This is a genomic window from Pseudoalteromonas sp. SS15 (assembly GCF_049257195.1).
In the GTDB taxonomy this organism is placed as follows: Bacteria; Pseudomonadota; Gammaproteobacteria; order Enterobacterales; family Alteromonadaceae; genus Pseudoalteromonas.
In genome coordinates, this window is record NZ_JBMMUD010000002.1 from 310,809 (window position 1) to 325,313 (window position 14,505).

Below are 14,505 nucleotides of genomic sequence, written 5' to 3' on the forward strand. Positions count from 1 at the left end.
AACAGTTTATCGATTATGACTCCTGAATTTGCAATTATCGCGGTTAATTTTATTGTGCTGTTTGTTGCCTACTTTTATGCAAACCCAAAATATGCGGGCAATGACTTTAAGAAGATCTCTCTACAAGATTTAATTGCATCGGTGATTTCTTTGTTTGTCGTCGGCTCTGTATATATGGGCTCACCTCAAACTTTCACTTTAGTTTTCACTGAAGTTAATTGGGTGTGGTTTACACTTGTCAGCTTCTCTGTCATCGAGTTACCTTTCTTTTTATGGTACGCGAAACGTTACAACGTTGAATTGCCTAAATAACCTTATTGCTGAACGCAAGCTTCCTCTTTGACATAGTTTGTTACCATAAGCGCTAGTCGCTGTCTCTGGAACACTTTATACTAAAAACGTGTACATATAATTGTTGAGGCTAGTTGTGCAGTTAGGCAAAGGTATTGAGTATTTCATTGCAGGGTTTTCGTTAATAACCCAAAAAGGACTAAAGCGCTTTGTATTTATTCCATTGTTTATTAACGTTTTGCTATTCGGCAGTTCTTTATTCTTTTTATATGATTGGCTAGTTCAAGGCTTTGAATACATCAACAACTTGCTGCCATCTTGGTTAAGTTGGCTTGAATGGCTGATGTGGCCGATTGCTATCTTGGTGATCTTATTCTCCTACTCCATGGTTTTCACTGTGATAACCAATTTCATCGCCGCGCCTTTTAATGGCTTGCTTAGTGAAAAAGTGGAGCTCTATTTAACAGGCCAACCTATCAATGACGATAAGCTGTCAGACACCTTGAAAGACGTACCGCGTATGCTTGGACGAGAGTGGACTAAGCTTTGTTACTATCTTCCTAGGGCAATCGGTTTCTTTATTTTACTTTGGATACTCCCTGTATTCGGGCAAATCATGTGGGTGCTATTTACCTGTTGGATGTACAACGTTCAGTACAACGACTATCCGTTTGATAATCACAAAATTCATTTCAAGCAAATGAAAGACGACCTAAAAAGCGAGCAAGGATTATCGTACGGGTTTGGTTTTGCAGTATTTGTTTTAACCTCGATTCCTTTCGTAAACTTAATCGTAATGCCTGTTGCGGTATGTGGCGCAACCAAGCTATGGGTTGAAAACTACCGTAAAAACTATCGTGAAGTTTAACTCTATGTAATTTAAATTTCCGAAAAAAAATGGCGACCTACTGGTCGCCATTTTTAGTGGGAGTCTGTTAAACAAAAAAGTTTAATTAGTGCTCGTGATCATGCTCTTCAGCTTCAAACGCACCTACCCAAGTAAGGTTTGCGATTGGCTTATCAAAGTGCTGAATTTCAGTGCTTGTTTTTGCTTCAGTGTCTACTGCGTATAGGTGCTCACCATAAGCGACGTACACAATGTGGTGCGCCATGTTTGCAATGATCTTAGCAGTAGCACCTTCTTCAATTTCTTCTAAAACTTGAATACGCGCTTCATTTTCCCAGTCGTGTTCGCCATGGAAAATATTTAAGTAACCTTGATCATCTAGCACTAATGCGTTGCCTGTCTTTGCATTACCTGCGTATGCAAGATACTTTTCAACACCTTCTGGTTGCCATGCAAAAGCTTTGATTTCACCTGTCTCTAAGTTTACTGAATAAGGACCTAAACGAGATAAACCAATGACAGTGTGGTTCTCAGGGTGGCCGATAAATTTACCTATGCGATTGCCTTCAGGAAAACCTTCAGGATAAGCAATGTGCTTAGAGGTAAATACTTCTGATTCTTCTTCAATTGCAACGATGCCATCAGTACAACCGAAAGCAACAAACTCTTCTGTTTGCACGCTACCATGAAGCCCTGGGCACTTATGTTCGAACTCTTGCTCTTGATGGAAGTGGTCGCCATGCTGTTCAAATAAAGCGATTCGGTTAGGTAATGAGTTTTCAACCTCTGTATCACGCAGTGTAGAAATCACATACTCACCGCGAATTTCACCTGTACCATGCATGAAAGTATTAAATTCATGATGAGCATCGGTTTTTGCTTCAGCAATGCCTTCATCTGAAATTAAAGCAAACCCTGCATCTGCTTGAGTATCTTTATCACCGTCAAAGAATACCAATGCATGCTCACCACCTGGTACATAATGTGTTGGTTTTGTTTCTGCTAATTCAAAGCTCACCGCCTGAACATCTTCTTGTTCTAGATGAAAGTGATCACCATGAGCTTCTAAGAAAATACCGCCATCAATAAACTCAACATGGTTATGCTCACGCTGAATAGCTACCACATAGCGACCTTCTGGGCTCGCATAAAGGGCCGAAACTGGATTAGTTAAAGTAACTGTTTCTAATAGTTCATTTTTTGTAAGATCATAAACTGAAACATTACTTTCATCAGCAAATGAAACCGCAAGTCGACCTAGCGGATATTCAATTTTGTGAGCATGGTCAGAATCGGTATTAGTGTCTGTACCCGAGCTTGAGTCTTGTTCTACTTGTTCAGTCGGCGTGATTTCTTCAACTTTACTACTATTACCACAGCCACTTAGCATGGCTAATAAAATTGCACTGCTTAATAATTTTAATTTCATCTAAAACACCAGAGAGATAATATAACAACACAAAATGTTATCTTATATCATATCCACATTAAAGTCCCTGTTTAAGAAAATGAGATAAAATAACAATATCTACCGTTGATTAATTTAATAACTGTGATTAAACAAGCCGTGAATTTGCATCTATATGGTTAACACTCTAAAGTGCGCAATAATTAATTTTCCAAAGAGAAAAGGCTCTGCATGCTCGCCACTGTCGTGATCTTTATAAGTGCGTTTTTGTTGTTTCAAGTTCAGCCCTTGTTAGCTAAATCTTTGCTGCCCGTGTTTGGTGGTGGCGCACAAGTTTGGACAACCTGCTTACTGTTTTTTCAAACCTTTTTACTCGCTGGCTATTGCTATGCACACCTGCTGGTTAAATTTCTTGATATAAAAAAACAGCAAATTGTGCACTTGAGTCTCTTACTCGTTAGCTTACTCGCTTTACCTTTAGGTCTATCTGATAGTGATATTAAGGAACAAGCTTCTCCAGAGCTCGCATTGCTTCTTAAACTTGCACTGAGCGTAGGTCTACCTTATTTTGTGCTTGCTGCAACTTCGCCGCTATTACAAAGTTGGCAATCTCAATCGCTCAACAGCAAAGTTTACAAACTCTATAGTTACTCAAACATTGGCTCTTTTTTGGCGCTACTCAGTTACCCGTTTATATTTGAACCTTGGTTAACTCTGTCTGCACAATCTTGGGCTTGGAGCCTTGTTTATGGTGTGTTTGTCTTATTATTTGCAGGTTTCATTGGCTTAGCACTTAAGCAAAACAATTACACTCAGACAGCGCAATCAAATGAAGGTACTTCGACACTGGATAAGCGTCTGCCTTTATGGCTATTGCTCAGTGCCTGTGGTGTGATCATGTTAACGGCAACCACCAGTGCGATGACACAGAATGTATCGCCTATTCCTTTTTTATGGCTGCTGCCTTTATCGCTCTATTTACTGACGTTTATTTTATGCTTCCACTCGGCAAAGGTTTACCAACGCTGGTTTTGGCTGGCAGTGTTCGCATTCAGTAGTTTTATTGGCTTGATGCTGTTCTTTATTGGCAGCCAACTCGATTTACTCAGTCAAATTGTGCTCTATTCAACCGTGTTATTCAGTGCCTGTATGATCTGCCATGGTGAGCTTGAGAAGACCAAACCACATCAGTCTAAACTGACGCAGTTTTATTTAATGATATCTTTAGGTGGGGCTTTAGGCACTGCAGCAATTACTTTTATCGCGCCTGAGATATTTACTTTGTTTTATGAGTACCCTCTGGCTTTAGGCCTTGTATTGGCGCTTTTCATTTATTCTTTAATAAGTACCGAGCAGTTTGCAAAAAGCCGGAATATGGTGCTTGTGGCAGGCGGCGTGCTGGTACTACTTGCCCCGACTTTTATCTGGCTAAACAGTCAATTTACCAACCATGACACATTGAGGTTACGTAACTTTTATGGCTTATTGTCGGTCAAAGAAGTCTCTATCAATGGACAAATGGAGCGCCGCCTAATAGATGGCACCACTTCTCATGGTACTGAGATCATTGAACCCACTTACTTACAAGGTCAACCACAAAGTTACTACCGCTTTGAAACGGCAGTGGCTCAACTACTTAATAGTCAAGCCAACGGTGCGCAAGTGGGCTTTATCGGCTTAGGTGCGGGTACTCTAGCAGCTTACGGTAAGCATCGTGATAACTATACGTTTTACGAGCTAAACCCTAATGTTGTGGCAACTGCGCAAAGTCACTTTAGCTACTTAAATAACAGTAAAGCACAGATTGAATATGTGGTTGGAGATGGTCGCGTGCAACTTCAAAAACAAAAAGAGCAAGGCCAAGTAAACCGATTTGATGCCCTTATCTTAGATGCATTCAGTGGCGATGCCATTCCTATGCACTTGTTAACGCTTGAAGCCATGCAACTATATTTATCACAACTTAAAGCGCATGGCGTTTTAGCAATACATATCTCTAATAGTCATTTAGATCTCACGCCCCTCATGCGCGGCCTTGCTGACGAGCTTAAACTTAAAGTGCACTTCTTTGAAACAAAAGCCAAGCAAGCGCATGAGCACAACACGCACTGGGTCACTTTAACCTTTGATGAGCAGGCAATTGCAAGCTTTAAGCACCTTCAGAGCCCTTGGCCAAATCAAAAGCCAACATTTATTTGGCGCGATGATTACAGTAACTTAATGTCAGCACTTTAGGAGCAAACCACATGACGAAGACTGACAAAACTTTATATATCACGGGCGCAGGCGTCAGTGCTGAAAGTGGTATTCCTACCTTTCGTGGGGAAGATGGCTTTTGGACGATTGGTAGTCGCAACTATACACCACAGCAAATGGCGACGCGTGATATGTATATGCACAACCCTGGTGAGTTTTTAAAATGGTATTACAACCGTTTTGCCACTTACCGCCATCACGGACCCAATAAGGTGCATCATTGGCTTGCTGACAAAACTCTGATCACACAAAACATCGATGGCTTAGACGGTAAAGCGGGTAATCCTGATTACATTTCAATTCACGGTCGATTGGATGAAGTCACTTTATTTCATCGCCAAGGCGATGATGTTGAGCGTATTAAAGCACCTTGGGATAAGGTGGATGAAGAAAACTTAGAAAGCTCGCTACTTGAGTTATTTAAAATAGGTAAACATGGGCCTATTTTGAATGAATCATTAAAGCCTTATGTGCTGCTGTTTGATGAATACTACACTGAGTTATACGAAATCAGCCGAGCGCAACAACAGATGCTAGACGCAGATAAAATGGTATTCATGGGGACCTCGTTTAGCGTCAATATCACCAATATGGCATTAGAGATTGCCCGCCACAACAATATTCCAGTTGAAGTGGTCGACCCGAATCCCACTCATATTTTACATTCTCAGGTTGAGTACTTTGCTATGACAGCGCAAGAGTATATCTCGCGCTAAAATAACCTGACCTCAAATTAAACTATTACATTAAATACAAAAAAAGCCCTGAACTTGAATAAGTCAGGGCTTTATTATTTTTAGCTTTAAACGTTAACTGAATAGTTTTTGTGGGATCTTGTGTATTTGCACTTGTACTGTGATCTCTTCACGGTCATGGTATAAATGTTTAGCTTGCAAAGTATATTCAATCTCGTACTTAGGTAACTCTTCACGAATTAACTCTAGGCACTGATACACCTCTTCAAAGCGTTTCTTCATGGGTAGCTTTAAGTTAAAGATTAACTCGCTAGCAAAGCCATTCACCATCCAATCTAACATTAGGTTTGTCACTTTCTTCGGCTTTTCTACCATATCGCATACTAACCAAGTGTTATTGCGCTTTTCTGGTAAGTACTTAAAGCCATCTTCTCTGAAGTGTTTGACCTGACCTGAATCCATTAAATTCTGATTCATCGGCCCGTTATCTATGGCAGCGACAAACATGCCTCGACGAACAAGTTGGTAGGTCCAACCACCTGGGCACGCCCCTAAATCTACGGCACGCATGCCTGGCTGAACGCGCTGCTCTATTTCTTCTGGCGGCACAAAAACGTGAAAGGCTTCGTCTAGTTTTAATGTCGAGCGGCTTGGCGCATCACTTGGCATACGCAGACGCGGAATACCCATAAAGAAAGGCGAGTTATTGCTCGGGAAAGAATAACCCACAAATGCCGTATCGTTTGCTAAAAACATCACATGTAATACTGGGCGGTTCTTCTTCACTGCACGAGTCAGCTTGTTTTGCTTTTCTAGACTTTTCGCAAGCGGCGTTGAAAACTTCTTACAGAATTTTGAAAGCTCTTTGCCTTCATTGGTATCTGGAGTTTCTACACGCAACTCACCACATAATGGGAAGTCAGCCACCACGGCTTTTACTTCGCTGACACGATCTTCTATCGACATCTTGCTGACAAAGACACCTGCAAACCACTGTCTTGCGAATACCAAGCTTTGAAAGTCGATTTTCTTAATGAGCAATTCTGCATCGCTTGCTGCATAGGTTTCAAAACTCACATAACCCGTATTTGGCTTGGCTTTTACATAGCCTGCAACGCCTTGTAAGGCTGCATGATGGTTAATTTCAGCTGCGGCATCACTTTCAAAGCCACTACGACAATAAATCACAACACTCGACATAGGTGTTCTCAAATCTCTTTAATTAAAATTTATGTTTGGCTGATTTGACCATTAAAAGCAACCAACCTAAAATGAAGCACACGCCGCCAATTGGCGTGATCGGGCCTAAAAAGCGCCATTCGGTCAGCGCCAGCAAGTATAAGCTGCCACTGAATAAAATGGTGCCAAAGGTAAATAACCAGCCTGACGCATTCAGTTTTAAACCTTGTTTAATCAGCATCGCCACTAATATCAAGGCCAAACCATGAAACATTTGGTATTCGGCAGCGGTTTTGAAAATATCGACCGCATACTCAGAGGCATGTTTTTTCAAACCATGAGCGGCAAAGGCGCCTAGCACCACCGATAACATGCAATATGCACTGCCTATCAATAAAAATAGTTTAGTCATTCAGGTGTTGCTCTATAAATTCTGAGGTGGCTTTTGCAGCGTCCAGACGATGTGCTTCTTCACTAAAACCACTTTTCTTTCGTGGTTTTAGTGAATGATCGCCATCGGCAAAAAATTGAAACATTGGCGCTTTAGCAAATGACATTTGGGCTAGTTCAGCTTGTGTACCAAAGGTATCTCGCTCACCTTGTAATACTAAAAATGGGCAAGGAATATCAGCAAAATGCTCCGTTCTCAGTTTTTCTGGTTTACCTGGTGGGTGGAACGGATAACCCATAGCAATCACGCCTTTTACAGGTAAAGAGTGATCTGTCACTAACAATGAGGCCATTCTGCCGCCCATTGATTTGCCACCGATAAATAGAGGTAAATCAGCATCGACTGATGCTAATACTTTCTCAAAATAGGCGAGTAATTTAGGGGCTCTATCCGGTGGACGGCGCTTACCGGTTTGTTTGGCAACTTGCATATATTCAAAATCGAATAAGCCAACTTGTACGCCATGCTCAGCCAGCTTATTAGCCATATCTTGCATAAACTCAGAGTCACTACCAGCCCCTGCCCCGTGGGCAAAAATAAATTGTGCTTTAGGGTTATCTGCTTTAATCCATTGGATCATTCTTGTTCCTCTTGTTCAACCATACTGAGCATCCACTCTTTAAACGAAACGATTTTACCCAGTTCAGCTTGCGCCTCTCTAACCACTAGATAAAACGCGTTTTTACTTTCTAAACTGTGACTGAAAGGAATGACTAAACGGCCCGCATCTAAATCAGGTTTTGCTAATACACTGTTACCCAGCGCAACGCCTTGACCATGGATCGCAGCCTGTAACACCATGGATGAGTGGCTAAAGATAGGTCCTTGGTTTACCGGTACATCACGTACCCCAGCGGTTTTCATCCACGCTTTCCAAGGTCTACGAGAGGTATCATGCAGTAAAGTGTGCTGGCTTAAATCTGATGGTGCATGAAGCGGCTTGGGGCCGGTTAGTAGAAACGGACTACATAAAGGCACCAAATATTCTTTGTGAAGCTGGTAGGCCTCTACCCCGTTCCAGTTACCACGGCCATAGTAAATAGCCACATCTACATCATCCGTTAACGAGTTTTCTTCATCGTCTTGGGCTTTTATTCGCACATCAATTTCAGGGTGAAGCTCATGGAACTTACTTAGCCGCGGTACCAACCATTGAATAGCAAAGCTTGGTGTTAAACATACCGTTAATGACCCTTTTGCGCCACGCGCTAATAACCTATCGGTGGCATCAACCAACTGATTAAAAATTTCTTTTATGTCTAAGTAATAACCCTGCCCTTCTTCGGTCAGAAGTAAGGAGCGGTTTTTACGCAAGAAGAGTTTTAACCCAAGGTGCTCTTCAAGGGTTTTAATCTGATGACTGACAGCAGCTTGTGTGACATACAATTCTTCTGCAGCTTTGGTAAAGCTCAAATTACGTGCCGCAGCTTCAAAAGCTTTTAGGGCGTTTAATGGCGGGAGTCTTCTAGACATAATTCTTTAAACCAAACTAAAGAGCAGCAAATTTGCTGCTCTTTATAATTATTATAAGTCGGCTGCGCTTGTATCTAGTGGTTCGAAGCTTTTCACTAAATCGTCAACCGCTTTCATTTGCTTTAAGTAGCCTTCTAACTTAGCCAGTGGTAATGCACAAGGGCCATCACACTTTGCTTCGTTTGGATTTGGATGTGCTTCAATAAATAAACCTGCTAGGCCCAACGCCATGCCACTACGTGCAAGTTCAGTTGCCTGAGCACGACGGCCATCAGCAGAATCGGAACGACCACCTGGGCGTTGTAGCGCGTGAGTTGCATCGAACATCACAGGTGCCATGTGCTTCATGTCATCCATGCCCAGCATGTCAACCACTAGGTTGTTGTAACCAAAGCTACTTCCACGCTCACATAAAATAACTTGGTCGTTACCTGCATCATTCAGCTTCTTGATAATATGACGCATTTCATGCGGCGCTAAAAATTGTGGTTTTTTCACATTAATCACAGCGCCAGTTTTTGCCATCGCCACCACTAAATCTGTTTGACGTGCTAAAAACGCTGGAAGCTGGATGATATCAGCTACTTCAGCAACCGGGGCTGCTTGAAATGGTTCGTGCACATCGGTGATCACAGGAACATTGAAGGTCTTTTTAATCTCTTCGAAAATCTTCAGACCTTCTTCCATGCCTGGACCACGGTAAGAGTTGATTGAAGAGCGGTTTGCTTTATCAAAAGATGCTTTAAATACGTAAGGAATGTTTAGCTTGCTGGTTACTTCAACATAGTGCTCAGCAATTTGCATTGCAAGATCACGCGATTCCAACACATTCATACCACCAAATAATACAAACGGTTTGTCGTTTGCCACTTCAATATCTGCAACTTTTACGATTTGCGTGTTCATAACTTTCCTAATTCTTTTAGTAATAGAAATCTAATAGATGTCTACTCGGGAGTTTGTAAAGCATGCTTTAACGCCACACTAAACTTGGCATAAATATTAAAGCTCGCTAATTATTCTTATTAGTGGACTACATGATTGTAGTCTTGTAACTCTTCTATTTGATGCTGAATAATCTCAATCGTTGGATCATCAGGACATTCATCGACGAAAAACTGTAAATCAGCTTTAGCTAATTTAGGGCAATTTATCTGATTGAGCAGATACCCTCTATCACGACGTTCATACGGGTCATCACCGAGTAAATCCATCAACTGTTCAACGCAACTTAAAGCATGACCAAACTTATCTGCTGTGATAAACGCCCATTTCTGCTGAGCGAGATATAGCTTAAATGCTTCATCACCTAACAATAACTCGTAAGGCTCTTCGTCTTTACTGTCATTTTCAGGATTGATATACCAAGTTTGGTTGCCGCCGCAAGGCTCTACGATATACCCTTCTTCAGCACTTAAAGCGATATGAACCATGATATCGCCTTGGTGAAATGCCATGTTCACATCAAGCTGTGCACGTTGCAGTAAATGCGTCAAAATCAAAGCAAGAGAAGTGGCATTGCCAGTGCGCATTTTCAATACATAATTGACACTATTTAACTTGTACTCAACTTCGTTTTGATTGCTGCCACTGAATAACCAACGGGTATAAAACGCATCTAAAAGCGCATCGATCAATGTATGTGTTTCGGTATGTTCGCGACATAATTGATCAACAGCTAATTCAAGTTCTGCAAGCTGGCAGTAACTCTCTTCTAGATTTATCTGCGCATCCCACTGACGCTCAGCGTCGATGCATCTAAATAATGTATGCTGTGGTATGTAGTCTGCACTACTGTCTTGTTCATCGAACCAGATATCAGTCATAAATACCAACGACCTTAACTATTACTCTTACTTATTAATCGGCTAGTCTAACATTTTTTATAGGAATTAATGTAGCGCCTTATAGAAGTAGTTTTTGTTAATTGATTTAGAAGGAGTTATATGGGGTAAAAATGAGAAGAGGTTGAGTAGGCAAAGCCTACTCAAAGAAACTTAAAGTAAAAATGACGCTTTACTACCCGCTAAATAACCAATGAGGAGTAGCGAGATAGTAGCTGCTGTCAGTGCGATAACCTGCGTTTTAAACTGTGTCGATTTAGCAACGACAAAACCCAAACCAATATAAGCAACCACTAAAACAATTTTTTCAGTCAGCCATGGTTGTTGTAATGGATTCATACTCGCAACAACTAACAGCGCGACAGCTGAAACCAATAATAAAGTGTCTATAATGTGGCTGCCAATAAAAACGATTTTATTACTGGCGAGTTTCCCCGACATAAAACGAGATACTGTTCTCGTGTAGAACAAAATAATACTCAACAGTGCGAACATCACATGAGTATGTTTGATTGCAATATATTCCATTTAATTAACTACTCTGCTTATCTGGATACTTCACTAAAATCGCCTCTAAGTCGTCAATAATGCTATTAAACACATCCACAAGCTTAGGATCAAAATGCTTGCCTTTCTGACTATTAATTTCGGCCACAACTTGCTCTAACTCCCAAGCAGGCTTGTAACAACGTCTATGACGAAGTGCGTCATAGACATCGGCTAGGGCAACAATTCGACCATAAATATGAATACTCTCACCTTGTTTACCGGCAGGATAACCTGAACCATCCCACTTTTCATGGTGATCTTTAGCAATAATCGCCCCTGCATTGACAATTTCACGGCGAGAGTCTTTTAAGATCTCATAACCTTTTTCAGCATGGGTCTGCATCACTTGCCATTCTTGCTCTTCAAGCTTATCTGGCTTATTTAAAATCGCATCAGGAATACCCACTTTGCCTACATCATGAAGCGGCGAGGCCATACGTACTAACTCTGCATCACGTCTTGGTAAACCATACCCTTCAGCGAGCGCATAACAAATATGCGCAACGCGTTTTACATGATTGCCTGTTTCGGTAGAGCGTTGTTCTAGCGCTTCACTCAACCTGTAAACTAGCTCTTGTTGGGTATCTTCAACTTCAGCCTGCAGTTGCACATTCTCATAAGCTAGTTGCACATTTTGTGAAAAGATTTCAATTAAATGCTTTTGTGTATCCGTTAGAAAATCTGGAATACCAGACACAAATAGCATAGAGCTATGATTAAACTCACTGGTGCAGTAGGCGAACAAATAATTATCTTTATAAACTATGCTTTTTTCTTGCAAAGCAGTAGAGCAAGCTTGGAGCTGGTCCTGGGTTAACACTTCAGAAATTGGTTTACCTTCACAAGATTCAAACTCACCGCGGCCTGTGAAAACAACCAGCTGTTCAGCATTATGATTCGCGTCGTTACTTGCAACCAAAGACGTCGCATAAATCGCTTCATCGACAGTACCCAACAAAGAGGTTAGCTGCTGTACAACCCCCTTAATAAAGTGCTCTAAGGAATGTGATGAAAAGATGTCTCTTGAAGCGCAAATAATCTTTTCTAAACCTTGACGTGATTGCTCAATAGCTAAAATGTCGCGATAAGAACGCAGACTCGACATCACAACTGTAAAAAGCTTTTGTGCTGTCAATTCTGTTTTTGATTTATAGTCGTTAATATCATAGTTAACGATGACTTGTCTTTCTGGCGCTTGGCCTGGTTGACCCGTTCTTAAAATGATACGAATATGATTGTTTTTAGCGGTTTCTCGAATGAACTTAGCAACTTGTAACCCCGCATCGTCGGTTTCCATCACCACATCAAGTAATACAATGGCTGCGTCTGGATGTGCTTGGATCACCTTACGCGCTTCCTCACCTGAGTATGCACTAATAAACTCTAATCGTTTCTTTTGAAACTCGAAGTCACTTAAAGCAAGCTTAGTTACCGCGTGAACTTCAGGCTCATCATCGACAACAATTACTTTCCAAACGCCATTGCTATCGGGCTCAACAACATCGTTCGGCTCATCTGAAAACAAAAAATCATCCATACGCGGGGTCCTATTAATACACAGGGCGTTCTTATCGCTTGCCTTGCCACTGGGCCATGGTTACTCGATCACAGCCTGCCATATCTTTTATAGTAAGTATATTGCTATACGCCATTTGTGCAAAAAACTCTTGTAATAACAGCGCTTGTTGATAACCATGCTCAATAAGCAAATATCCGTTCGGTGCCAGATATTGCCGCGCTTGCTCAATGATTAGTTTAATATCAGCCATACCATTATCTGGTGCAACTAATGCACTTTTTGGTTCAAAACGCACATCGCCTTGGCTTAAATGCTCATCAAGTTCATCAATATACGGCGGATTACTGACAATAAGATCAAATTGTTGATTTGGTACTGCACTAAACCAATCGCTTTGCATAATAGTGACATTATTCAAGGCGAGTTTTTGTTGATTTCGCTTAGCAAGCGCAACGGCTTGCTCAGAGTAATCGACCGCAGTGACCTGCCAATTAGGCTGCTCAGATGCCAGCGATAGCGCAATGGCGCCGGTGCCAGTCCCCAAATCAAGCATTTTTGCATTGGTAGGCAAATCTAAACTAAGCGCTTTTTCTACTAGGGTCTCGGTATCAGGTCTTGGAATTAACGTCGAGTTATTCACTTCAAGTTCTAAACTCCAAAACTCGCGCACACCGATTAAATGAGCGACGGGGTGGCCTATTTCTCGTTCTGCGATCAGCTTATCAAATGTACTCAATTGCACATCAGTAAGTTCGGCTTCAGGCCAAGTGAATAGATAGCTTTTGGGTTTATCAAGCACATGAAGCAATAAAACTTCAGCGTCTAGTTTAGGTGATTCAGAGGTATTTCGAAGAGTTTGGGTTGCCCAAGCGATTGCTTGGGCGACAGTTAGGTTTGCCACGATTACTCGTCACCCATTGCTGCTAATAAGTCAGCTTGGTGTTCAAGTAATAATGGGTCAATCACGGCACCTAATTCACCGGCTACAATCTCATTCAGACGGTAAAGTGTTAGGTTAATGCGGTGATCGGTAATACGACCTTGCGGGTAGTTGTAAGTACGAATACGCTCTGAACGGTCACCACTACCTACTAGGTTACGACGTTCAGATGCCTCAGCAGCTTGACGCTTCTCGTCTTCAGCTTGTTGTAAACGTGCACCTAGTACAGAAAGTGCTTTAGCACGGTTTTTGTGCTGAGAACGCTCATCCTGACATTCAACAACCACGCCTGTCGGAATATGCGTGATACGAATTGCAGAGTCTGTTTTGTTAACGTGCTGACCACCGGCACCCGATGCACGGAAGGTATCAACTTTTAAATCTGCTGGGTTAATTTGAATCGCTTCAGCTTCAGGAATTTCAGCCATTACTGCAACCGTACATGCAGACGTGTGAACACGACCTTGAGATTCAGTTTCAGGCACACGTTGAACACGGTGCGCACCCGATTCAAACTTCAATTTACCGTAAACACCTTCACCACTGATGTGCGCGATCACTTCTTTATAACCACCATGCTCACCTTCGTTGGTGCTAACTACTTCAACTTTCCACTTTTGAGTTTCAGCATAACGGCTGTACATACGGAATAAATCACCAGCGAAAATTGCTGCTTCGTCACCACCTGTACCTGCACGCACTTCAAGATAAACATTGTTGTTATCTTTCGGATCTTTTGGCAGCATCAAGATTTGTAGTTCATCTTCAAGGGCTACAATGGCTGCTTTTGCTTCTTTATATTCTTCTTGCGCCATCTCACGCATATCAGGATCTGAGTCCTTCAGCATTTCTTCAGCTGTCGCCACATCGTCTTGGGCTTGCTGGTAAGAAGCAAACGCTTTAACTACGTCTTCAAGTTCTGAGTATTCTTTTGATAAGGCACGGAAACGATTTTGATCGCCAATAACTTCTGGATCACTTAGCATCGCTTGCACTTCTTCATAGCGCTCGGCTAAGGTCTCTAATTTACGATATACAGACTCTTTCATTAAT

15 protein-coding genes are annotated in these 14,505 nt (G+C 41.7%); 4 read left to right on the forward strand and 11 right to left on the reverse strand.

What is annotated here, in order from left to right:
* The first annotated feature begins 15 nt into the window (after window positions 1–15).
* Both AAEU28_RS05625 and cysZ read left to right on the forward strand, forming a co-directional pair.
* Window positions 16–312: a hypothetical protein gene (locus AAEU28_RS05625; protein WP_421963288.1), complete on the forward strand. Its 297-nt coding sequence runs from the start codon at window positions 16–18 to the stop codon at window positions 310–312.
* 115 nt (window positions 313–427) lie between these two features.
* Window positions 428–1,159 (forward strand): sulfate transporter CysZ, encoded by a 732-nt coding sequence (gene cysZ / locus AAEU28_RS05630; RefSeq protein ID WP_404393695.1) that lies wholly within the window; start codon window positions 428–430, stop codon window positions 1,157–1,159.
* Window positions 1,160–1,244: 85 nt separating this feature from the next.
* Here the strand turns inward: cysZ and AAEU28_RS05635 are convergent, their stop codons facing one another.
* A complete protein-coding gene (locus AAEU28_RS05635) occupies window positions 1,245–2,567 on the reverse strand; it encodes a hypothetical protein (protein WP_421963289.1) in 1,323 nt (440 codons plus the stop codon).
* Between the two features lie 210 nt (window positions 2,568–2,777).
* Here AAEU28_RS05635 and AAEU28_RS05640 point away from each other — a divergent pair, with 210 nt between their 5' ends.
* Entirely contained in the window at window positions 2,778–4,781 is a 2,004-nt protein-coding gene (locus tag AAEU28_RS05640; RefSeq protein WP_421963290.1) for a spermidine synthase, read from the forward strand.
* Window positions 4,782–4,792: 11 nt separating this feature from the next.
* Entirely contained in the window at window positions 4,793–5,518 is a 726-nt protein-coding gene (locus tag AAEU28_RS05645; protein WP_421963291.1) for an SIR2 family NAD-dependent protein deacylase, read from the forward strand.
* Window positions 5,519–5,611: 93 nt separating this feature from the next.
* Here the strand turns inward: AAEU28_RS05645 and rlmM are convergent, their stop codons facing one another.
* From rlmM to prfA, 10 genes are all read right to left on the reverse strand, one after another.
* Complete coding sequence (gene rlmM / locus AAEU28_RS05650; protein WP_421963292.1) at window positions 5,612–6,697, reverse strand: 23S rRNA (cytidine(2498)-2'-O)-methyltransferase RlmM; 1,086 nt, start codon at window positions 6,695–6,697, stop codon at window positions 5,612–5,614.
* A 22-nt stretch (window positions 6,698–6,719) separates the two neighbouring features.
* Window positions 6,720–7,088: a DUF423 domain-containing protein gene (locus AAEU28_RS05655; protein ID WP_421963293.1), complete on the reverse strand. Its 369-nt coding sequence runs from the start codon at window positions 7,086–7,088 to the stop codon at window positions 6,720–6,722.
* The gene (locus AAEU28_RS05660) at window positions 7,081–7,707 is read right to left on the reverse strand and encodes an alpha/beta fold hydrolase (protein ID WP_421963294.1); all 627 of its coding nucleotides are present in this window, start codon (window positions 7,705–7,707) and stop codon (window positions 7,081–7,083) included. Before AAEU28_RS05660 ends, AAEU28_RS05655 begins: the two co-directional genes overlap by 8 nt.
* Window positions 7,704–8,600 carry a transcriptional regulator GcvA gene (locus AAEU28_RS05665; protein ID WP_138480362.1) on the reverse strand — a complete coding sequence of 299 codons (897 nt, stop codon included), beginning with the start codon at window positions 8,598–8,600 and terminating at the stop codon, window positions 7,704–7,706. The genes AAEU28_RS05660 and AAEU28_RS05665 overlap by 4 nt, the downstream gene beginning before the upstream one ends.
* A gap of 51 nt (window positions 8,601–8,651) precedes the next feature.
* A complete protein-coding gene (gene kdsA / locus AAEU28_RS05670) occupies window positions 8,652–9,506 on the reverse strand; it encodes a 3-deoxy-8-phosphooctulonate synthase (protein ID WP_390441897.1) in 855 nt (284 codons plus the stop codon).
* Window positions 9,507–9,625: 119 nt separating this feature from the next.
* Window positions 9,626–10,426, reverse strand: a complete 801-nt coding sequence (locus AAEU28_RS05675) for a tetratricopeptide repeat protein (RefSeq protein ID WP_421963295.1) — start codon at window positions 10,424–10,426, stop codon at window positions 9,626–9,628.
* 171 nt (window positions 10,427–10,597) lie between these two features.
* Window positions 10,598–10,972 carry a SirB2 family protein gene (locus AAEU28_RS05680; protein ID WP_421963296.1) on the reverse strand — a complete coding sequence of 125 codons (375 nt, stop codon included), beginning with the start codon at window positions 10,970–10,972 and terminating at the stop codon, window positions 10,598–10,600.
* A gap of 4 nt (window positions 10,973–10,976) precedes the next feature.
* The gene (locus AAEU28_RS05685) at window positions 10,977–12,530 is read right to left on the reverse strand and encodes a DUF3369 domain-containing protein (RefSeq protein WP_421963297.1); all 1,554 of its coding nucleotides are present in this window, start codon (window positions 12,528–12,530) and stop codon (window positions 10,977–10,979) included.
* A gap of 31 nt (window positions 12,531–12,561) precedes the next feature.
* Window positions 12,562–13,413, reverse strand: coding sequence for a peptide chain release factor N(5)-glutamine methyltransferase (gene prmC, locus AAEU28_RS05690; protein WP_421963298.1), 852 nt, complete (start codon window positions 13,411–13,413; stop codon window positions 12,562–12,564).
* 2 nt (window positions 13,414–13,415) lie between these two features.
* Window positions 13,416–14,501 (reverse strand): peptide chain release factor 1, encoded by a 1,086-nt coding sequence (gene prfA, locus AAEU28_RS05695; RefSeq protein WP_058030804.1) that lies wholly within the window; start codon window positions 14,499–14,501, stop codon window positions 13,416–13,418.
* Window positions 14,502–14,505 lie beyond the last annotated feature (4 nt).